A 19,051-nucleotide genomic window follows, 5' to 3' on the forward strand; every position below is an offset into this window, starting at 1 on the left:
AGTGTTGTGAAGAGGATGTCCGTTCCCGCCACCGCCGGATTCGGGGCGCTCTACCTGGTCGCGCTCGTGGCGGGCCGGCAGACCGTGCTCGCGGGCGTGAACGAGCCGGTGGTGTGGCCGGCCGCCGGTGTCGCGGCCGTCTGGATGGTCACCCGGCGCGAGTCGCGCTGGCGCTGGCTGGACATGGCCGTGCTCGCCGTGCTGACCGTGACCGGCCTGCTCGCGACCGGCGCCGACCCGGCGGTCTCGGTGGTGCACGCGGGCGCCGCGGTGGCCGCCGGCATGACCTTCGCGGTGGCGATGGCCCGCCTGCTGCCCGGCGTCTGGGCCGGCACCGGCGGCGACCGGCCGCTCGCGAAGCTCGACGACCTGTGGCGGATCCTGGTGGCCGCCGCGCTCGCCGCCACCATGATGTCGTGCATCGACACGCTCGGCGACCGGCTCGCCGAGCAGGAGGTCTCGGCCCTGAGGTTCGCGACCCGGCTGGTCCGGGACGTCGCCGCCGTGCTGATCTTCGGGGTGGCGATCCAGCGCGTGGTCTACCTGATCCGGGGGCACTGGAGCCGGCTCGACCGGGAGCGCACGCTGGAGTTCGTCGCGATCTTCGTGTCCTCGGCGGGCGCCTACTACTTCACGTTCTTCGTGAACCACCACTTGCCGATCGGGTTCGCGCTGCTGCCGCTCACCGTGTGGGCCGGCATCCGGATGCCGACCCCGCTCGCGATCGGGCACACCCTGGTGTTCGCCGGCGTGGCGGCGGTCTTCACGCAGCGGGGCTGGGGCCCGTACGCCGAGATCGCCGACCCGGCCACCCGCGGCCTCGTGATCGAGCTCTACGTCAGCATCCTCGCCGTCGTCGGCCTGGCCCTGGCGCTCAGCCGCGACGAGCGGGACGCGCTGATCGACCGGCTGCGCGACTCCGAGCAGGAGGCCACCGACAAGGCCGGGATGATGACCATGATCGTCAACTCGATGACCGAGGGCCTCGCCATCCTCGACCAGAACGGCCGGCTGGTGCTGCGCAACCCGGCGGCCGGCCGGCTGCTCGGCAGCGTGAACACGGTGGCCGGTGGCGTCGCCCTCGGCAGCGACTACGGGTTCTTCCACCCGGACGGCACCCCGCTCGCCGACGCCGACCTGCCGTACGCCCGCGCGCTGGCCGGCGAGGAGGTCCCGCCGATGGACGTGCTGGTGCGCAACGCCGCCGTGCCGGAGGGCCGGATCGTGCGGTTCAACGTGGCCCGGATCGCGGTCCGCCCGGACGGCCCGCAGCACGTCGTGGTCGTCTTCCACGACGTCACGGCGGACCGCCGGCACCGCGACGAGCTGATGTCGTTCGCCGGTCAGGTGGCGCACGACCTGCTCAACCCGCTCACCACGATCGAGGGCTGGTCCGAGGTGCTGGAGCAGGAGCTGGCCGGATATCAGCCGGCCGAGCGGGTGGCCCGGATCCAGCGGGCGGCGGCCCGGATGCGGACGTTCCTGAACGGCCTGCTCGCCTACACGGCGGCCCGGGACGGCAAGCTCATGCCGACCACCGTCAACCTGCAGCTGCTGCTCGGCGACATCGTGAACAGCCGGCTCGACCAGGCGGACAGCAGCGGGGAGGCGCCGCCGTACTTCGAGATCAGCCAGATGGAGCCGGTCGAGGGTGACCCGGTGCTGATCCGGCAGCTGTTCGAGAACCTGATCGACAACGCGCTCGGGCCGATGGCGCCGGGCGTCGCCCCGTACGTGACCATCTCCTGTCAGCCGGTCGCCAACGCGATGCTGCGCGTCGACATCCTGGACAACGGGCTGGGTCTGACGCCGGGCAGGCGGCGGGACGCCTTCACCAGCTTCCACAGCGGGCAGGACGACCGCGGCAACGGCCTGGAGCTCGCGGTCTGCAAGCGGATCGTGGAACGGCACGGCGGGACGATCGAGGCGCTGGCGAACCCGTACGGCAGCGGCACCCGGATGTCGCTGACGCTGCCGATGGGCCGGTCCGTCTATGCCCGGACGCTCGAGAACCAGTGGGCCGCCTCCCGCTAACCGGAAGGCACCCCGGGCCCGTCTCAAGCCCGGCCGCACCCCGCCGACCTCTAGGGCCGTCGGCAGCGGACGAGGCCGGAAGGAGCGTCGGGATGACCCCGCAGGAGATCGATCTGGCCGCCCGGGTGCGGGACCTGGAGGAGCGGCTGCGCGAGACCGAGCGGATCAAGGACGAGTTCGTCTCCCGGATCACCCACGAGCTGCGTACGCCGCTCAGCTCCATCCACGGGTACCTGGAGGTGCTCGCCGATCCGGAGCTGCCGGCCGAGGCCCGCGACGGGTTCATCAAGCGGATCCAGCGCAACTCCGACCGGCTGCTCGATCTGGTCGACGACATGCTGCTCGCGGCGCAGGCCGAGGCCGAGTCGGGGTGCGGGTCGCTGTGCCGGCGGCCGGCCGACCTCACCGACCTGGCGACCAGCGCGGTCGAGCAGAACGAGCCGCTGATCGCCGCGAAGGGCCTGTCGGTCAGGGTGGAGACCGGTGCCCCGGTGCTCGCCGAGGTGGACGCCGCCCGGCTCGGCCAGGCCCTGGACCGGCTCATCCGGAACGCGGTCAAGTTCACCGACAGCGGCACCATCGCGGTCGGCGCCCGCGCCCGCGACGGCCGGGCCGAGCTCTGGGTCCGGGACACCGGCGCCGGCATCCACCCGGGCGACCGGGCCCGGGTGCTCGCGCCGTTCCGGCGGTCCGTCGCGGCCGAGCGCGCCGAGGTGCAGGGCGCCGGGCTCGGGCTGACCATCGTGAAGGCGATCGTGGACGGTCACCAGGGCGCGCTGCGGATCGACGGCGAGCCGGGCCTCGGCACCACCGTCACGATCGACCTGCCGGCGTCCCTCCTCCCCGTCGACCGCTGGTGATCGGCTAACCGCTCTCCAGGGTCAGGCAGAAGACGCTGCCGGCCGGCTCGCCCGGCTCGTAGCCCACCGCGCCGCCGTTCGCCTCGGCCAGGCTCGCCACGATGTGCAGGCCCAGCCCGTGCCCCGCGGCCCCGGTGCCGCCGGCCCGGGTGAAGCGCTCGAAGAGGTGGTCCCGCAGCCCTTCCGGCACTCCGGGCCCCGCGTCCCGGACCGCGATCCGGGTGGTCACCCCGAGGACGGTCACCGCGATCCCGGTCGCCCCGCCGCCGTACTTGCGGGCGTTGGTCAGGAAGTTCACCACGATCTGCCGCAGGTGCGCCGGATTGACCAGCACCGCCGCGCCGGGCGGGCAGGAGACCGGCACGTCCTGGTCGGCCGCGTCCAGCGCGTCCCGCAGCGCGCCGGCGAGCGCGACCCGCTGCCGGTCGGTGCGCAGCCGGGTCTCGTCCACGGTGCACAGCGACAGCACGTTGAGGCGCAGCTCGTCGATCCGGTGGGCGGCCTTCATGATCTTCGAGGTGGGCATCGCCAGCGGGCCTGGGAGATCGCTCTCGGCGAGCATCTCGCCGTACGCGAGGATCGAGGTCAGCGGGGTGCCGATGTCGTGCGAGAGCATCCCCATGAGGTCGAGTTTCAGCAGGTTGGCGCGCTGCAGCTGGCCGTTCGCGAGCTCCAGCTGGGCGTTCCGCTCGGCCAGCACGACCTGGGTGGCGTCGCGCTCGCGCTCGGCCCGGGTCCGCTCGGTGATGTCCTGGATCACGCCGATCAGGTGCACCGGCGCGCCCTCCGCGTCCCGGACCAGGCGGACCCCGATGTGCACGTCGACGGTGTGCCCGCCGGCGTGGACGAGCCGCTTGGTCCGCTCGTACGAGGCCAGGTCGCCGGCGAAGAGCCGGGCCGTCAGCAGCACGCCCTCGGCGCGGTCCTCGGGATGCGTGAAGTCCTCGTTGCGGCGGCCGATCAGATCCTCCGGCCGGTAGCCGATCATCCGGGCGTACGCCTCGTTCACGTGCAGGATCCGCCCGTCCAGCCCGACGATGGCCTGGCCCACGGTGGACTGGTGGAACTGCACCCGGAACTGCCGCTCGCTCGCGGCGAGCCGCTCCTCGGCGTTGCGCCGGGCGGTGATGTCGGTGTTCGTCTCGATCACCTCGTCGCCCTCGCCGCCGGCGTCCGGGCGCAGCACGTGCCGGCTGAGCACCACGAGGCTCCCGCCGTCGACCCGGCGGTGGGTCACCTCGCCCTCCCACCGGCCGTCGGTGGCGAGCGCCTTCTCCACGGCGGAGCTGCCGCCGGGGAAGACCGTGCCGAGGAGGCGGTGGATGTTGCGGCCGACCGCTGCCGAGGCGGGCCACCCGTACATGTGCTCGGCCCCGGAGTTCCAGAAGCGGATCATCCCGTCCGGGGAGCGCACGATGATCGCGGCCGGGGCCGCGTCGATCAGCTCGGCCTGCCGCCGCAGCTGGCGCTGGCTCTCGTTGCGGGCGCTGATGTCGTGCAGGAAGGCGTGGAAGACGGTACGGCCGCCATGCGCGGTCGACTGGAGCGTGAACTCGACCGGGAAGCGGCGCCCGGACCGGTCCATCGCAGGCAGCTCGATGCGCTGGCCGGCCAGCTTCGACTCGCCGGTGGCGCGCACCCGGGCCAGCCCGGAGTAGTGCGCCTGCCGGTAGATCTCCGGGATGATCATCGGGGCCAGGTCGGCGCCGACGGCCTCCTCGCGGGCGCGGCCGAAGAGCTTCTCGGCGGCCGGATTCCACTCCAGCACCGTGCCGGCCGCGTCGATCGAGACGTACGCGTCCTGCGACACCTCCAGGATCCGGCGCACCACCGCGGAGGTCTCCTCGGCGTTCCGCGCGGCCCGGACCAGCTCGATCTCGGTCGCCACCGCGGCGGCCAGGTCCTCCAGGATCGCGAGGTCCTCCGGCGTCCAGTCCCGCGGCTCGCCGTCGATGGCGCAGAACGAGCCGAGCGTGCGGCCGTCCACCCGGATCGGCATGCCGGCGTACGCGACCACCCCGATGTCCGGGATCGCGAGGTTGTCCTTGAGCCGGTCGTTCAGGCGGGCGTCGCTGACCACCAGCGGGGCGTCGTCGTCCACGACGTGCTGGCAGAACGAGTGCGACAGCGGGGTCTGCCCGAGGTCGGCCCAGGGCTGGGGCAGGCCGACCTGGCTCACGAAGACCTGCCGGTCGTCGAGGACCAGCGAGACCAGCGCGGTCGGGCTGCGGAGCAGCCGGCTCGCCAGCCTGGTGAGCCGCCGCAGGCCGGGCGGCTCGGGCACGTCGAACACGCCGGTGGCCCGGAGCGCCGTCACACGCTCGGGGTCGCGAACCCGGAGCTGCGGATCGGCCACACCGTCCTGATCGGTTGCGAACCGGTTGTCCTTAGGGCACCGCTCCCAGCATCGTCAGGACGCCGGTGAACAGGGCGCTGGTGACATCCTGGTCGAGATGCTGCGCCTGCCATCCCCGGTGCTCGACGCCCTGCAGCACGCCGGCCACCGTGGTGCGGACGGTGCGCAGCGTCGCCGGCGAGAGCAGCACCGCGGACGTGCCGTCGGCGTGCGCGGCCCGCTCGGCGGCGCCGAGCGCGACCAGTGCGGCCGCCGCGCCGTTCAGAATCTGGGCGACGTGCAGGCGGTCCCGGTCGAGGTTGAAGGCGGCCACGTGGACGGCGAGGCCGAGCGCCGTGATGAGCCGTCCGGTCTCGTCGCCGCTGAGCACGGCCGGCATGGTGGCGGCGTCCTCCTCGGCGGACGTGCCGCCGGCGCAGAACCCCTCGATCAGCTCGCCGGCCAGCTCGCCCGGCACCATCAGCGACCCCGGCGCGGCGCCCGGGAACTGCCGGCTCAGCGCGGCCTCCACGGCGTCGCGCACGACGTACTCCGGGACCACGCGGCCGGTCTCGCCGAGGCGGCGCAGGATCTCCGCGACGAGGTCGCCGAGGGTCATCGCACCGGGGCGCTCCATACTCATCACCGTAACGGTCGCCGGCGGCCCTCAGCGGGCGCCGGGCAGCGCGATCCGGGCCGAGACGCCGTCCGTGGTGTTCCGCACGGTCAGTTCGCCGCGGTGGGCGCGCACGATGTTGCGGGCGATGGTGAGGCCGAGTCCCACGCCGGGCACGGCCTGCTCGCGGGCGTGCCGCCCGCGGTGGAACCGGTCGAAGACCAGCGGCAGCTCGTCCTCGGGGATGCCGCATCCGCCGTCCCGGACCTCGATGGCCGGCCCGGGGACCGCCTCGACGCGGATCATGATGGGCCGGTCCGGCGGGGTGAAGAACAGGGCGTTGCGCAGCAGCTGCTCGACCGCGTGGGTGAGCCGGGCCAGGTCCGCGCTGACCGGGACCGGCTCGTACGCGGCCAGGTCGACCGGGCCGCCGCGGGTGACGATCAGCGGCCGGCAGGCGGCGAGCGCGGCGGACGCCACCGTGTTCAGGTCGACCGTGGCGGAGAGCGCCGGGATCGGCGCCTCCGGCGGCCGGGTGCCGGCCAGGAGGTGGTCGACCATCTGGACGAGGCGCCGGCCGTTGCGGTGGATCGGGTCGATCAGCCGGCGGTACTCCGCCAGCCCCTCCTGGTCGCCGAGCACCTCCAGGTAGCCCTGGATGATCGCGACGGGCGTCCGCAGCTCGTGGGTGATCGAGGCGACCAGGTCGTCCTCGCGCTGCGCCGAGCGGGCCAGCTCGTCGCCGAGGCCGGCCAGCCGCAGCCGGCCGCGGACCGCGGCGAGGTGCCCGGCCGCCTGCCGGGCGAAGGTGACGAGGTCGTCCACCTGCCGGTCGCTGACCTCCCGCGGCTCGGTGTCCACCACGCACATGGCGCCCAGCACGTGGCCGTCCTCGTCGATCACCGGGGCGCCGGCGTAGAACCGGATCCCGGGTTCGCCGGCGACGTTCGCGTAACCCGCGAACCGGGAGTCCTCGGTGGCGTCCGGGACGATCAGCGGCGCCCGGGCCGGGACCACGTGGGCGCAGAACGACACGTCGAGCGGGGTCTGGTCCTCGGCGATGCCGACCCGGCCGGCGAACCACTGCCGGTCGTGATCGATCAGGGAGACCGCCGAGATCGGGGTGCCGAACATGCCGGCGGCGAGCCGGGTGAGGTCGTCGAGGACCACGGGCCGGGGGCGGTCGAGGATCCGGTACGACCGGAGCGCGGCCAGTCTCGCCAGTTCCTGATCGTCTCGGCTCATCGGCGGGGCTCCCTCCACGACTGCTCTTCGGCCCGCGCCAGGGCGAACTGAGCGGAATCGGGAGGGAGGGTGAAGGTGAAGATCGATCCGCCCGCCGGGTTGTCCGCCGCCGCGATGGTGCCGCCGTGCCGCTCCACGATCCGCTTGCAGATGGCCAGGCCGAGACCGGTCCCGGCGTACTTGGCGGTGCGGTGGGCGCGGTGGAAGTTGCCGAAGATCGCCTCGTGCTGGCCGGCCGGGATGCCGATGCCGTTGTCCGCGATCCGCACCCGCACCATGTCCTCGTCATGTCCGGCCGTGACGGTCAGCTCGGGGGTCACGCCCGGCGCGACGTACTTGATCGCGTTGCCGATCAGGTTGTCCAGCAGCTGCCGGATCAGCACCGGGTCGGCGCGCACCACCGGCAGGTCGCCCACCACGAACCGGGGCACCGGCAGGCCGGCCGCGATCGCCGCGTCCAGCCGGGCCACGGTCACCTCGGTGACCACCTGCCCCAGATCCACCGGGACGGTCGCCACTGTCGCGTCCCGGGCCGTCGTGTAGGCGAGCAGCCCGTCGATCAGCCCCCGCATCCGCCGGGCCGCGCGGTGCACCCGGGCCAGGCCGTCCCGGGCGTCCTCGGCCTCGGGCGAGTCGGGCAGCTGCCGGAGCGCCTCGCCGGCGAAGTCGCTCCAGCCCTCGATCGTGGTGACCGGGTTGAGCAGGTCGTGGGCGACCACCCCGGCGAAGTTGGTCAGCTCGTCGCGGTGCCGCCGTTCGGCCGTCACGTCGTGGAAGAGGACCACCGCACTGCGCCGGCCGGCGTCGTCGAGCAGCGTGGTGGCCCGGACGCTGATCACCCGGCCTTCCGGAACCCCCGGATTGCGTACGAGGATCTGCACGTCCCGCAGGACCTCGCCGTTCAGCGCCCGCGCGTGCGGCATCTCGTCGTCCCGGAGCGGCGTGCCGTCCAGGTGGCAGAAGCCGGAGTGCGCGGGGCGGGAGACCTCCCCGTCCGGGCTGAAGTGGCCGCCCAGCAGGCGGGCCGCCGCCGGGTTCCGCAGGATCATCCGGCCCCCGTCGTCGACCACGGCGAGGCCGTCCGCGGTCGAGTCGATGATCGCCCGGAACAGCTCGGCGCGCTGCGAGGCCTGCTGCCGCTGCTCCCGGAGCTCGGCCCGCTCGGCGGCGAGCGCGGCCAGCAGGGCGCTCCGCTCCTCCCGGCCGAGGGCCAGGGAGAGCCCGATCACGGCGGTCAGCGTGACGAAGAGCTGGGCCACGACGGCCCGGGAGGCGTTGTCGCCGATCGCCGCGAACGGGCCCACGCCGTGCAGGGTGAACAGCACGACGACGGCGCCGGCGAACACGTTGTGCAGCACCACGAAGGAGGTCGCGAGCCGGGTGCCGGCCCAGGCCGTCACGCCCATCAGCAGAAAGGCGAGCGGAAGGCCGTGGCTGAACGCGAAGCCGGCCAGGTGGGCGGCGGCGGAGGCGACGGCGAAGGCCGCGTACTCGAACGGCCGGTCCACCCGGATCCGCAGGGAGAGCCGCGGCCCGAGGCAGAAGCCCGCCGCGCCGACCACCAGGATGCCGGCGGTGTTCCGGCACAGCCACACCGCCATGGCCGACCACGAGTGGTCCGCGGTGGTGAGCCAGATCAGCCCCGGCCCGAACAGCCCACCGGCCACCGTGGCGCCGACCGCCGCGGCGAGCAGCGCCCACAGGTCCGGCGGGCTGCGCATCGGCTCGGCGCCGCCGGAGCCCCACAGCGCGGGACGCCAGCGGCGGATGAGCTTCACGAACACGACGGCCTGCGCCGTGTTGGCCGCTATGAAGATCGCGGTGGTGGACGGCGTGGCCCCGGTTCCGAGGTTCACCCCGATCGTGATCGCGGCGAGCGCCAGGATGTCCAGCCGGCGCAGCGGGGAGTCCCACTGCCGGCCGAACCACAGGGCGGCGACCCCGGCCGCGGGCCAGACCAGGCTCAGGTTGGCGTCGTCCATGACGGTGGCCCGGCCGGCGGCCGTCGCAGCCGCGTACGCCACCGAGAAGCCCACGGTGTGCGCCAGCGCCCTGCGGTAGGCCATCGCACCCCGCCTTCCGCGAACCGACTCGTCCTGGGACTGTTCGGCAGGAAGCGGGGCGGACTGAGCGTCAGCTCACGGCGGCGCGGCGGGCCGTGTACTCCGTGCCGCGGCGGTCCTGGCCCGGGTACGGGATCAGGTTGTCCGCCTGCTCCTCGTACGCCGTCTCGGCCCAGCGGCGGCCGGTCTGCTCCAGCGGGTCGGCGTCGTACACGGAACGGTTGTGGAACCGCTGACCGTAATCCATCATGCCGTCGACCAGCCGGTCCACGTCCTGGGTGGGCCGCACCACGAGCCGCATGAACTGGCTGGTCATGCCGAGCTTGTTGCCGCACTCCCGGGTCATGATGCCGTGGTTGGCGACCAGGAAGTCGCGCAGCGCCACACCGGACCACTCGGTCGGCAGCTTCACCAGGAAGAAGTTGCCCTGCGACGGGAAGACGGTCAGGCCGGGGATGCGGCTCAGCTCGCGGGCCATCGACCGGCGGTCCCGGCTGAGCAGGCGCAGGCTCTCCTCGTACTCCATCTCGTGGTCGGAGATCATGTGGACCACCTTCTCGGCGAGCGAGTTGAGGTTCCACTTCGGCAGCATCTTCGCGATCTTCCCGGCGATCGCCGGGTTGGCCAGCAGGTACCCGAACCGGATGCCGTGCAGGCCGAAGTTCTTGCCGAGGCTCTTCAGCACCACCGCGTTCGGCCGGATCACCGCGTCCGGGCCGACCGAGGGGTAGCGCTCGGCGTCCGAGAAGTCGATGAACGACTCGTCGACGACGACCAGGTCGAGGTCGCTGAGCGCGTCCATGAACCGGATCACGTCCCGGCGCGGGAGGTAGTTGCCGTCCGGGTTGTTGACGTTGCAGATCACCGCGACCCGGGACTTGCGCTCGCGGATGAACTCGACGTACTCCTCCAGGTCGAGGCGGAAGCCGTCGCGCTCCTGCAGCGGGAACATGTCGACCCGCTTGCCGGTCTCCAGCGGCTGGTCGGTCCACCGGCCGAAGGTCGGGATCGGGATGGCGACGCTCTCCTTGACCAGCAGGTGGTCGATCCAGGTGATCAGCTCGGTGGAGCCGTTCGCCATGGCGACCGTCTGCGGGTGCAGGTTCAGCACGCTCGCCAGCTTCTTCGTGATGGTGGCCGCGTCGCTCGGGTAGTACTTCAGGATGCTCTTGAGGTCGCGGGTGAGCTCGTCGAACATCTCGGGGGTCGGGAAGTACGGGTTGCACGGAATGCAGAAGTCGACGATCTCCGCCCCCTCACCGGCCGCGCGGGCCAGGTCGAAGTAGGAGGCGCTGTGCGCTCCCTTGTGCAGGATCGACGTATCGATTCCGGTCCGTGCCACGGTGGTCCTCCTCAGTGCCGGCGCCGCCCCCAACGGACCTGAGTACGGGACCGGGCGGGAAATCGTTCAGCGGGCCTTTCACCCGCACCGGATGAGGCGGTGACGACCTCGCCGATTCAGGCTCGGGGCTGTTATCCCCGATGCCCCGGAGGACGGCATGACCGGTATGAACGCACCGCTCGATCCGACGCCGCGCCCCACGGTGAACGGCGGCAAGCTCTGGGCCGGCGGCGCCGCGACCGCCGCCGTGGCGGCCCTCATCGCCATCGCCGGGATCCTGCTCGGCCGCGGCCTCTTCGACATCGACGTGCTCGCGCCGAAGGGGCAGGGGACCTGGGGCGACGCCAGCACCGGGTGGTACGCGCTGGGCGCCGCGGTGGCCGCGCTGCTCGCCACCGGCCTGGTGCACGCGCTGATCCTCACCACGCCCCGGCCGATGCGGTTCTTCGGCTGGGTGGTCGGGCTCAGCACGGTCGTGGCGATGCTCGCGCCGTTCGTCACCGACGCCAGCCTGGGCGCCCGGATCTACACGGCCGGCCTCAACCTCGTCCTCGGCATCGCGATCGGCTCGCTGGTGGCCGGCGTGGCCCGCTCCGCGACCATCGTGATCCCGCCGCGGCTGGCGCCGAGGACGTACCCGCCGCAGACCTACCCTCCCCAGTACCGCTGAGAGGCGCTCACCCATGGCGACGATGACCACTCCGCCCCCGGAGGCCCCGTCCTATCACGTGCTCTCCATCCCCGAGGCGCTCGAGCGCGAGCAGGTCGACCAGCAGCGCGGGCTCGGCGCCGAGGAGGCCGCGAGCCGGCGGCAGAAGTACGGGCCGAACCGGTTCGCCGAGGCGAAGAAGGAGCCCGGCTGGCGGTCCTTCCTCCGGCAGTACGCCGACCCGATGCAGATCGTCCTGCTCTGCGCCGGCCTGGGCAGCCTCTACCCGCTGAAGCAGTGGGGCACCGGCATCCTGCTGATCGTGCTCACCCTGATCAACGCGATCCTCGGCCTGCGCCAGGAGGGCAAGGCCGCCGCGGCGATCGACGCCCTTCAAAAGATGATGATCATAAAGGCGAGGGTACGGCGGGACGGCGCGCTCACCGAGCTGCCGGCCGAGGAGCTGGTGCCCGGCGACGTGGTGCTGCTCGAGGCCGGCGACGTCGTCCCGGCCGACGGCCGGCTGCTGCGCGCCGCGACCCTCGAGATCGACGAGTCGGCGCTGACCGGCGAGAGCCTGCCGGTGGCGAAGGACATCGCCCCGGTGTCCGCCGAGGACACCCCGCTCGGCGACCGCTCCGACATGGCCTACATGAACACCAACGTGACCCGGGGCGCCGGTGAGCTGCTGGTCACCGCGACCGGCATGACCACCGAGGTCGGCCGGATCTCCGGGATGCTGCAGACCGAGAAGGACGCGGACACCCCGCTCACCCGGCAGCTCGGCAAGCTCACCAACCAGATCCTGGTGATCGCCGGCATCGCGCTGCTGGCCTCCGTGATCATCAACCTGGCCCGGGGCAACGAGTTCAACGTGGTCTTCACGGCGGCCGTGGCGTTCGCGGTCTCGGCCATCCCGACCGGCCTGCCGGCCGTGGTCACCACGATCCTGTCGCTCGGCACCCAGCTGCTGGCCAAGGCGAACGCGATCGTGAAACGGCTGCGGTCCACCGAGACGCTCGGCTCCACCTCGGCGATCAACTCGGACAAGACCGGCACGCTCACGCTCAACCAGATGACGGCCACCGAGATGACCATCCCGGGCCGGCGCTACACGATCTCCGGGAGCGGCTACTCCACCGAGGGCGTGATCAAGCGGGTGGCCGGGCAGCCGGACGTGCCGCTCGAGGAGTTCCTGCTGCCGATGGCGCTCGCCTCGGACGCCGTGGTCAGCGACGGCACGATGATCGGCGACCCGACCGAGGGCGCGCTCGTGGTGCTCGCCGAGAAGGGCGGGCTGGACACCGCCGCGACCCGGGAGAAGTACCCCCGGGTGGCCGAGCTGCCGTTCGACGCCGCGTACAAAATGATGGCGACCTTCCACCGGATGACCGGCCCCGGCGGCCGCGAGGTGATCCGCTGCTTCGTGAAGGGCGCGCCGGACCAGCTGCTGGCCCGGGCCGCCTACGCCCCGGCGCCGGAGGACCTGTCCCTCATCCCGGTCGACGACGCCTTCCGCGAGCGGTACCTCGCCGAGAACACCCGGCTCGCCGAGCAGGGCCTGCGGGTCATGGCGACCGGCCGCAAGGACTTCGACCCGGAGACCTTCGACCCGGGCGCCGACCTGCTCCCGCTGCTCGACGGGATGACCGTGCTGACCCTGGTCGGCATCGTCGACCCGCCGCGCCCGCAGGCGAGGGCCGCGATCGAGCAGGCGCACTCGGCCGGCATCGAGGTCCGCATGATCACCGGAGACCACGCGGTGACCGCCGCGGCGATCGCCGGCAAGCTGGGCATCCGCGGCCGGGCCATCACCGGCGCCGAGTTCGGCGCGATGAGCGACGAGGAGGCCGACCGGGAGATCGGCGGCATCGGCGTGATCGCCCGGGTCACCCCGGAGCACAAGGTCCGCCTCGTCGAGGTGCTCAAGCGCAAGGGCCACATCGTCGCGATGACCGGCGACGGGGTGAACGACGCCCCGGCGCTGAAGAAGGCCGACATCGGCATCGCCATGGGGATCACCGGCACCGAGGTCAGCAAAGAGGCCGCCGCCATGATCCTCACCGACGACGACTTCGCCACCATCGTGAAGGCCGTCGAGCTGGGCCGGTCGCTCTACGCGAACCTGAAGAAGTACATCTTCTTCCAGATGGGCGTGCTGGTCGGCATGATCGTCACGTTCCTCGCGGCGAGCATCGGCAACATCGCGGCCGGCGTGCCGTTCGTACCCCTGCAGAGCCTCTGGCTGAACTTCACCACCCAGGTCTTCCAGTCGGTGGGCCTCGGGTACGGCAAGGCCGACCCGGACATCATGAAGAACAGGCCGCGACGCTCGGACGAGCCGCTGCTCAGTCGCAAGTCGCTCTACTGGCTGAGCACGCTCGGCCTGGTGATGGCCGCGGCCACCCTGCTGGTCATCTGGTGGGGCGACCGCTCGTGGGACGTGCACACCGGCCGCACCCTCGGCCTCACCGCGTTCTCGATCGCGAACCTGGCGTTCTCGCTCACGGTCCGCAGCGACCTCCGGTCGGTGTTCAGCATGGAGACCTTCGACGACCGGCGCTTCCTGATCACCAGCGCCATGTCGGCCGCCGCGATCGTGCTGGCCACCGAGTTCGGGCTGTTCCAGAAGATCCTGCAGACCACCAGCCTGGACGTCGGCCAGTGGCTGATCTGCCTGCTCGCCGGCGCGATCGTGATCCTGCCGACCGAGATCCGCAAGGCGGTCCTGCGGCGCAGGGCCGCGCGGGCCGCCGCGGTTCCGCCGCCGGGCACCGCGCCGGCGGCCGCGGCGCAGAACAGCACAGTGGGGAGCGCACGATGAACGTGCCGGGGTTGAAGGCGTTCGGTGACCTCGCACTGGGCGCCGCCTTCCGGGCCCGGGAGAGCGCCGCCGAGGCGGTGGAGAGCCTGCGGGCCGTCGAGCCGCCCGAGAACGGCCTGATCGGCAAGGCCGGCGAGCTCCGCGGCCGGGCCGGCGACCTGCGGGAGCGGGCCGGCGAGATGCGCGGCCGGGCGCAGGAGCGGGTGATCGAGCTGGGGGCGCAGCTCGAGGAGCTGCGCCGGCGCGGGGAGACCGAACGCCACCGCGGCCAGGGCGCGCTGGCCCAGGCCGTGGACGACGTGGTCACCGCGGTGGCCACCTCGCCGCTGGTCAACCGGATCGTGGACTTCCAGGTCGACCGGATCCTCGGCACGCTGGCGAAGGAGCCCGAGCGGATCCAGGGCCTGGTCCGCGGCCAGCGCGACAGCGTGGTGGGCGAGATGGTCGGCCGGGTGCGCAGCGGCGCGGCGGCCGGCGACGCGGCGGTGGACCGGCTCACCCTGCGGATGACCCGCCGTGACGGTGCCGCCGACCCGACATGACGACAGCCGTGGCGGAGGACTACGCCGGCCTGGTCAGCAGGACGCTGGCCTACGGGGCCGACGCGTTCATCGTCGCCCTGCTGACCGGCGGCTCGGCCACCGTGTTCTCGATGATCGCGTCGGTGGTCGGCCCGTGGGCCCGGGACCTCGGCGATCTCGTCGTCTCCTCGTACCTGATCTTCCTGCCGTCCATCATGGCGGTCTACTGCGCGCTGTTCTGGCTGCTCGCCGGCCGCACCCCGGGCATGGCGGTGCTCGGGCTGCGCGTGGTCCGGGTCGACGGCTCGCGGCTGCACTGGCTCGCCGCGCTGCTGCGGGCCGTGCTGCTGGCCTACTTCCCGATCGGCGCGCTGTGGCTCATCGTGGATCGGAAGTACCAGGGCCTGCCGGACAAAGTGGCGCGCACCACGGTGATCCGGGTCGAACCATCCGGCCGGGGTGAGGTCGCGCCGGAGGGCCGGATCGCACGCTGATCACGTGCTCACCATGGGTGTCGAAGAAGAGTTCCTGCTCCTCGAACCGGACGGGTCGGTCGCGCCGAGAGCCGCCGAGGTGGTGCGCCGGATCGGCGCGGGCGACCGGGTCAAGCCGGAGTACATGGCCTACCAGCTGGAGACGACGAGCTCGGTGCACACCGCCCTCGGCGGCCTGCGCCGGGAGCTGGCCGCGCTCCGGGTGACGGCCGCCGAGGCCGCCGAGCGGTCCGGCGCCTACCTGGTGGCGAGCGGGGCCGTGCCGCTGCCGGCCGGACCGGTGGACGCGCTGAGCGAGGCCGGCCGGTACCGCGAGATCGCCCGGCGCTTCCCGGCGGCGACCGAGGCCGGCGCGTGCTGCGGCTGCCACGTGCACATCGGCGTACCGGACCGGGAACTCGCCACCGCGGTGCTGACCCGGTTGCGGCCCTGGCTGCCGGCCCTGCTGGCGCTCACCGTGAACTCGCCGGTGTCCGGGGCGAGCGACACCGGCTGGCAGAGCTACCGCTACCCGACCCAGATGCACTGGCCGACGTTCCGCCCGCCGTCGATCTGGCCCAGCGCGGAGCGGTACGACCAGGAGGTCAGCGAGCTGATCGAGGCGGGGACGGCGGTGGACGCGGCCGGGGTGCACTTCATGGCCCGGCTCTCGGCCCGCTTCCCGACCATCGAGATCCGGGTGGCCGACACCGGCCTCGGCGTGGCCGACGCGGTGCTCTTCGCCGGCGCGGCCCGGGCGCTGGTGGCGGCGCTGATCGCGGACGTGCGGCAGCGGGTCAAGGTGCTGCCGCCGCCCGAGCATCTGGTGACCGAGCAGCTGCTCGCCACCGCGCGCGGCGCCGGGGCCTCGCTCGGCGACACCGACCGGCTGCTCGCGAAGATCACCCCGCAGCTGGACGTCCTCGGTGACACCGGGGAGATCTACGCGGGGTTCGAGCGCCTGCGGCGCGAGGGGACCGGCGCGGCGCGCCAGCGGCGGCTCTGGCGGAGGTACGGGCCCACGAGCGGCTTCGTCGGCGCCCTGGCCGAGGAGACCGCTCCCGCCGTCCTGACCCGCTGACGGACGCCTTTCTGCCGCGATCCCGGGAGGCGGCTCCCCGGGATCGCGGCGACAAGCTCACTGGTTGAGGATGCGGGCCTTCTGCGCCTCGAACTCGGCGTCGGTCAGGACGCCCTGCGTCTTCAGCTCGCCGAGCTTCTGCAACTGCTCGATCTTCGCGGCCATCGGGTCGGCCGCCGGGGCGGCCGGCTGCGGCGCGGCCACGTAGACCTGCTGTGGTTGCTGCTGCTGGTACTGCTGGTCGTCGTACTGCTGGCGCATCTCCTCCTCCTCGGCCTGCCGTGACCAGCGGCCGGCCTGGCGGCGGGAGACGCGGTTCGAGACGGCGGTCGCGGTTCCGGCGATCACGGCGGTACGGGCCATGCCCCTCAGGAGTCCCGGCATGTCGTTCACCGCCCCCCGAGCTGGGAGACGGCCGGCACGAACGCCGACTCGGTCTCGTCGAGCGCCGCGAGCAGCGCCTGCACCGGGATCCGGCCGCCGGCCACCAGCTGGGCGCCGTTCTCGCGCAGCCGGACGGCGAGCGGGGCAGCCCAGGTGTTCTCGTAGACCAGCAGCACCGCTGCCGAGCCGGCCGTGAGCACCTCGCCGGCCTCGCGAAGGTCGTCACCGCCGAGCATGCCCGAGGCCGCCCCGTGGAACGCCCCCAGCTCGGCGAAGTCGAGGTCGCGGCCCTCGACAGCGGTCACCGTGCCGTCCAGGTTCTTGCGGACGAACGCGATGTCGAGCACCCGGATGATGTGCCGGTCCACCAGGTCGAGCAGCAGCGGGAAGGCGTCACCCTTCAGGCTGCCGTCGGGGAACTCCACACACAGGTAGTCGATGGGACCCATCTCCAGAAGTTCGTCAGGCATCGATACTCCTTCTTGCCTCGGTCGTCAGATCGTCGTGCCGGTCAGGACCCGGCCGTGTCCGGGAGCTCCGGGGATGTGGGTGAGCGCCACGATGTTGCCCCGGGACGCGGCCACCGGGCCCGCGAGATCGCGGACCCAGCGGTGTTCGAGCAGCACGGCGAGGGCGTCGGTCTCGTCGTCCACCATCGCCGCCACCTCGTCGATGTCCGATTCGGTGATCAGCCCGGTCGCCAGCCGGGCCAGCCGCCTCCGGTCGTCGCGCAGGCCACCGAGCTGACTCAGCTCGACGGAGTACGCGCCGCCGGCCGCGTCGGTACGAACCACCAGCGCGTCGACGACCCGCATCTCCCCGGCCGCGGCCAGCCGGTTCAAGGTCGCGCGGACACCGTCGCTCAGCTGGTCGGCGGGGAAGGACAACACCATCAGTTCCAGCGGCCCGAATGCCATTGCCTCAGCCTGCGCGAGCGGGGGCGCGCGTCCCTCACCCGCCGCGGATGAAAGCGGATGCCCGAATTCTCGCTCCCGGGGGCCCGGACGGGTTCATCCGTGGTGGGTGAGGTGGCCGGGCGGCGGGTCCGGGAGCGTCGTCGGAAGCCGGCGAGCGTGCCCGGGATCCCGCGCGATCCGGCGCCTCGCCGGCGCCTTCGAACCGTCGAGGAGGGGCCATGACGATCCCGGTGGGACAGCCCGATACCAGCCACCCGAACGGTCCCGGGTCCGCGGAGGATCCGCCGGCGGCCGAGGCCCCGGTGGAGACTCCGGACGGCGGTGCTCCCGGCGTACCCGAAAGCGCCGAGGTCTCGCGCCTCAAGGCCGAGCTGGCCGATCTGCGCGCCCAGTTGGACGCACGCCCCCGGCGGCGGCAGACGGCCCGGGCCATCCGCTCGGGCCTCGCCGCGGTCCTCGTCGTGCTCGCGGCGTTCTGCCTGGTGACGAGCGTGGTAGGGTTGTGGGCTGCGCGGACCACGCTGAACACCGACCGCTGGGTGGCCACCGTGGCGCCGCTGCCGGCCGACCCGAAGGTCAACGCCGCGGTCGCGGAGTACGCCACCACCCAGCTCTTCACCGTCGTGAACGTGCAGCAGCGGCTCCAGGAGGTGCTGCCCCCGCAGGCGGCGTTCGCGGCCGGGCCGATCGCCGGGCAGCTGCGCGAGCAGGTCCACAAGACCGTCGAGCGGGTGCTCGCCAGCGATCGGTTCCAGGCGATCTGGGTGTCCCTGAACCAGCAGCTGCATCAGCGGGCGCTCGCCGTGCTGGAGGGCCGCAGCGACGTGGTCACCGCGAACGCGGACAGCGTGCGGATCGACCTGCTGCCGCTGATCAATCAGGTGCTGCGGGAGCTCAGCGCGCAGCTGCCGACGCTCTTCGGCAAGCAGATCACGCTGCCCGACCTGAGCAGCGGGGAGATCCCGGCGAACCTGCGGCTGCGCGTCGAGGAGGCCGTCGGGGTGACGCTGCCGGCCAACTTCGCCCAGTTCACCGTCTACGACTCCGGTCAGCTCTACGAGGCTCAGCAGGCGGTCGTCACGGCGAAGCGCTATCTCGTCGGGTTCGTCGCCCTGACCGTCGTGCTGCTGCTCGCCGCCTTCGCGATCTCGCCGCGGCGCCGGCGGACCATGGTGCAGCTCGGCATCTGGCTGGTGATCGCCGCGGTGGCGATCACGGTGGTGCTGCGGGCGGTGCGCCGCGAGATCATGGAGGCCGTGCCCGAGGGCGTCTACCGGGACGGCGTCGACGCCACCGTCACCATGGTGTTCAGCGTGCTCCGCGAGCGCGGCGTGCAGATCATCGTGATCGGCGTGCTGCTCGCGCTGATCGCCTATCTGGCCGGTCCGGGCCGGTTCCCGGTGTGGCTGCGCGGCTGGGTGCGGCGCGGCGCCGTGGCCGCCGGGCGCGGAACGGCCGCCGGCAGCCGGATCGTGGCGGCCCGGGGCCCCGGCTTCGTGTCCCGCAACCTCGACCCGGTGCGGATCGGCGGGGTGGTGGTGGCCGTCCTGGCGGCGCTGATCTGGTCGTCCTGGACCAGCCTGTTCGTCATCGTCATCCTGCTCGCCGTCTACGAGGTGGGGGTGACGCTGCTGGCCCGCAGCCACCGATCGGAGGAACCGCCGGCGCGGACGGCCTAGGCATGACGGAAGGCCCCCTGCCGCGGCA

General features: G+C 72.8%; 16 protein-coding genes. 8 read left to right on the top strand and 8 right to left on the bottom strand.

The genetic code is table 11. The annotated features are described in order from the left end of the window. Positions 1 to 15 precede the first annotated feature (15 nt). Entirely contained in the window at positions 16 to 2,034 is a 2,019-nt protein-coding gene (locus tag AB0G10_RS21770) for an ATP-binding protein (RefSeq protein WP_360924368.1), read from the top strand. A 92-nt stretch (positions 2,035 to 2,126) separates the two neighbouring features. Continuing rightward, positions 2,127 to 2,894, top strand: coding sequence for a HAMP domain-containing sensor histidine kinase (locus AB0G10_RS21775; protein ID WP_360924371.1), 768 nt, complete (start codon positions 2,127 to 2,129; stop codon positions 2,892 to 2,894). A gap of 4 nt (positions 2,895 to 2,898) precedes the next feature. On the opposite strand, the gene AB0G10_RS21780 is transcribed toward AB0G10_RS21775, so the two are convergent. The 5 genes from AB0G10_RS21780 to AB0G10_RS21800 form a co-directional block, all read right to left on the bottom strand. After that, entirely contained in the window at positions 2,899 to 5,250 is a 2,352-nt protein-coding gene (locus AB0G10_RS21780; RefSeq protein WP_360924374.1) for a PAS domain S-box protein, read from the bottom strand. Between the two features lie 31 nt (positions 5,251 to 5,281). Further along, positions 5,282 to 5,866, bottom strand: coding sequence for a hypothetical protein (locus tag AB0G10_RS21785; protein WP_360924377.1), 585 nt, complete (start codon positions 5,864 to 5,866; stop codon positions 5,282 to 5,284). 30 nt (positions 5,867 to 5,896) lie between these two features. Next, complete coding sequence (locus AB0G10_RS21790) at positions 5,897 to 7,090, bottom strand: GAF domain-containing sensor histidine kinase (RefSeq protein ID WP_360924380.1); 1,194 nt, start codon at positions 7,088 to 7,090, stop codon at positions 5,897 to 5,899. Then, positions 7,087 to 9,156: an ATP-binding protein gene (locus AB0G10_RS21795; RefSeq protein ID WP_360924383.1), complete on the bottom strand. Its 2,070-nt coding sequence runs from the start codon at positions 9,154 to 9,156 to the stop codon at positions 7,087 to 7,089. Before AB0G10_RS21795 ends, AB0G10_RS21790 begins: the two co-directional genes overlap by 4 nt. A 67-nt stretch (positions 9,157 to 9,223) precedes the next feature. Further along, positions 9,224 to 10,495 carry a histidinol-phosphate transaminase gene (locus AB0G10_RS21800; RefSeq protein ID WP_360924386.1) on the bottom strand — a complete coding sequence of 424 codons (1,272 nt, stop codon included), beginning with the start codon at positions 10,493 to 10,495 and terminating at the stop codon, positions 9,224 to 9,226. A 157-nt stretch (positions 10,496 to 10,652) separates the two neighbouring features. Between AB0G10_RS21800 and AB0G10_RS21805 the strand changes: the two genes are divergently transcribed. The 5 genes from AB0G10_RS21805 to AB0G10_RS21825 are packed head-to-tail and all read left to right on the top strand — an operon-like array spanning position 10,653 to position 16,043. Beyond that, complete coding sequence (locus tag AB0G10_RS21805) at positions 10,653 to 11,165, top strand: DUF6069 family protein (RefSeq protein WP_360924389.1); 513 nt, start codon at positions 10,653 to 10,655, stop codon at positions 11,163 to 11,165. 22 nt (positions 11,166 to 11,187) lie between these two features. Then, positions 11,188 to 13,968 carry an HAD-IC family P-type ATPase gene (locus tag AB0G10_RS21810; RefSeq protein WP_360924392.1) on the top strand — a complete coding sequence of 927 codons (2,781 nt, stop codon included), beginning with the start codon at positions 11,188 to 11,190 and terminating at the stop codon, positions 13,966 to 13,968. Then, positions 13,965 to 14,510: a hypothetical protein gene (locus AB0G10_RS21815; RefSeq protein ID WP_360924395.1), complete on the top strand. Its 546-nt coding sequence runs from the start codon at positions 13,965 to 13,967 to the stop codon at positions 14,508 to 14,510. Before AB0G10_RS21810 ends, AB0G10_RS21815 begins: the two co-directional genes overlap by 4 nt. Continuing rightward, positions 14,507 to 14,983, top strand: a complete 477-nt coding sequence (locus AB0G10_RS21820; RefSeq protein WP_360924398.1) for an RDD family protein — start codon at positions 14,507 to 14,509, stop codon at positions 14,981 to 14,983. The genes AB0G10_RS21815 and AB0G10_RS21820 overlap by 4 nt, the downstream gene beginning before the upstream one ends. Before the next feature lie 13 nt (positions 14,984 to 14,996). Further along, the gene (locus AB0G10_RS21825) at positions 14,997 to 16,043 is read left to right on the top strand and encodes a YbdK family carboxylate-amine ligase (protein ID WP_360924401.1); all 1,047 of its coding nucleotides are present in this window, start codon (positions 14,997 to 14,999) and stop codon (positions 16,041 to 16,043) included. A gap of 57 nt (positions 16,044 to 16,100) precedes the next feature. On the opposite strand, the gene AB0G10_RS21830 is transcribed toward AB0G10_RS21825, so the two are convergent. The 3 genes from AB0G10_RS21830 to AB0G10_RS21840 are packed head-to-tail and all read right to left on the bottom strand — an operon-like array spanning position 16,101 to position 17,344. Then, positions 16,101 to 16,427: an SHOCT domain-containing protein gene (locus AB0G10_RS21830; protein WP_360924404.1), complete on the bottom strand. Its 327-nt coding sequence runs from the start codon at positions 16,425 to 16,427 to the stop codon at positions 16,101 to 16,103. A gap of 5 nt (positions 16,428 to 16,432) precedes the next feature. Continuing rightward, the gene (locus AB0G10_RS21835; protein ID WP_360924407.1) at positions 16,433 to 16,897 is read right to left on the bottom strand and encodes a DUF6325 family protein; all 465 of its coding nucleotides are present in this window, start codon (positions 16,895 to 16,897) and stop codon (positions 16,433 to 16,435) included. A gap of 24 nt (positions 16,898 to 16,921) precedes the next feature. Then, positions 16,922 to 17,344, bottom strand: a complete 423-nt coding sequence (locus tag AB0G10_RS21840; protein WP_360924409.1) for a DUF6325 family protein — start codon at positions 17,342 to 17,344, stop codon at positions 16,922 to 16,924. Between the two features lie 218 nt (positions 17,345 to 17,562). Here AB0G10_RS21840 and AB0G10_RS21845 point away from each other — a divergent pair, with 218 nt between their 5' ends. Continuing rightward, positions 17,563 to 19,023, top strand: coding sequence for a hypothetical protein (locus tag AB0G10_RS21845; protein WP_360924412.1), 1,461 nt, complete (start codon positions 17,563 to 17,565; stop codon positions 19,021 to 19,023). The last annotated feature ends 28 nt before the right edge of the window (positions 19,024 to 19,051 follow it).

Origin of the sequence: Actinoplanes sp. NPDC023714, assembly GCF_040639855.1 — a bacterium.
In the GTDB taxonomy this organism is placed as follows: Bacteria; Actinomycetota; Actinomycetes; order Mycobacteriales; family Micromonosporaceae; genus Actinoplanes.

Excerpts from the sequence above, each read along its gene's own strand:
- AB0G10_RS21805 (WP_360924389.1), top strand. The coding sequence starts at position 10,653 with ATGACCGGTATGAACGCACCGCTCGATCCGACGCCGCGCCCCACGGTG.
- AB0G10_RS21845 (WP_360924412.1), top strand. The coding sequence starts at position 17,563 with ATGACGATCCCGGTGGGACAGCCCGATACCAGCCACCCGAACGGTCCC.
- AB0G10_RS21790 (WP_360924380.1), bottom strand. The coding sequence starts at position 7,090 with ATGAGCCGAGACGATCAGGAACTGGCGAGACTGGCCGCGCTCCGGTCG.
- AB0G10_RS21770 (WP_360924368.1), top strand. The coding sequence starts at position 16 with ATGTCCGTTCCCGCCACCGCCGGATTCGGGGCGCTCTACCTGGTCGCG.
- AB0G10_RS21810 (WP_360924392.1), top strand. The coding sequence starts at position 11,188 with ATGACCACTCCGCCCCCGGAGGCCCCGTCCTATCACGTGCTCTCCATC.
- AB0G10_RS21835 (WP_360924407.1), bottom strand. The coding sequence starts at position 16,897 with ATGCCTGACGAACTTCTGGAGATGGGTCCCATCGACTACCTGTGTGTG.
- AB0G10_RS21795 (WP_360924383.1), bottom strand. The coding sequence starts at position 9,156 with ATGGCCTACCGCAGGGCGCTGGCGCACACCGTGGGCTTCTCGGTGGCG.
- AB0G10_RS21815 (WP_360924395.1), top strand. The coding sequence starts at position 13,965 with ATGAACGTGCCGGGGTTGAAGGCGTTCGGTGACCTCGCACTGGGCGCC.
- AB0G10_RS21840 (WP_360924409.1), bottom strand. The coding sequence starts at position 17,344 with ATGGCATTCGGGCCGCTGGAACTGATGGTGTTGTCCTTCCCCGCCGAC.
- AB0G10_RS21775 (WP_360924371.1), top strand. The coding sequence starts at position 2,127 with ATGACCCCGCAGGAGATCGATCTGGCCGCCCGGGTGCGGGACCTGGAG.
- AB0G10_RS21820 (WP_360924398.1), top strand. The coding sequence starts at position 14,507 with ATGACGACAGCCGTGGCGGAGGACTACGCCGGCCTGGTCAGCAGGACG.
- AB0G10_RS21830 (WP_360924404.1), bottom strand. The coding sequence starts at position 16,427 with ATGCCGGGACTCCTGAGGGGCATGGCCCGTACCGCCGTGATCGCCGGA.
- AB0G10_RS21825 (WP_360924401.1), top strand. The coding sequence starts at position 14,997 with ATGGGTGTCGAAGAAGAGTTCCTGCTCCTCGAACCGGACGGGTCGGTC.
- AB0G10_RS21785 (WP_360924377.1), bottom strand. The coding sequence starts at position 5,866 with ATGGAGCGCCCCGGTGCGATGACCCTCGGCGACCTCGTCGCGGAGATC.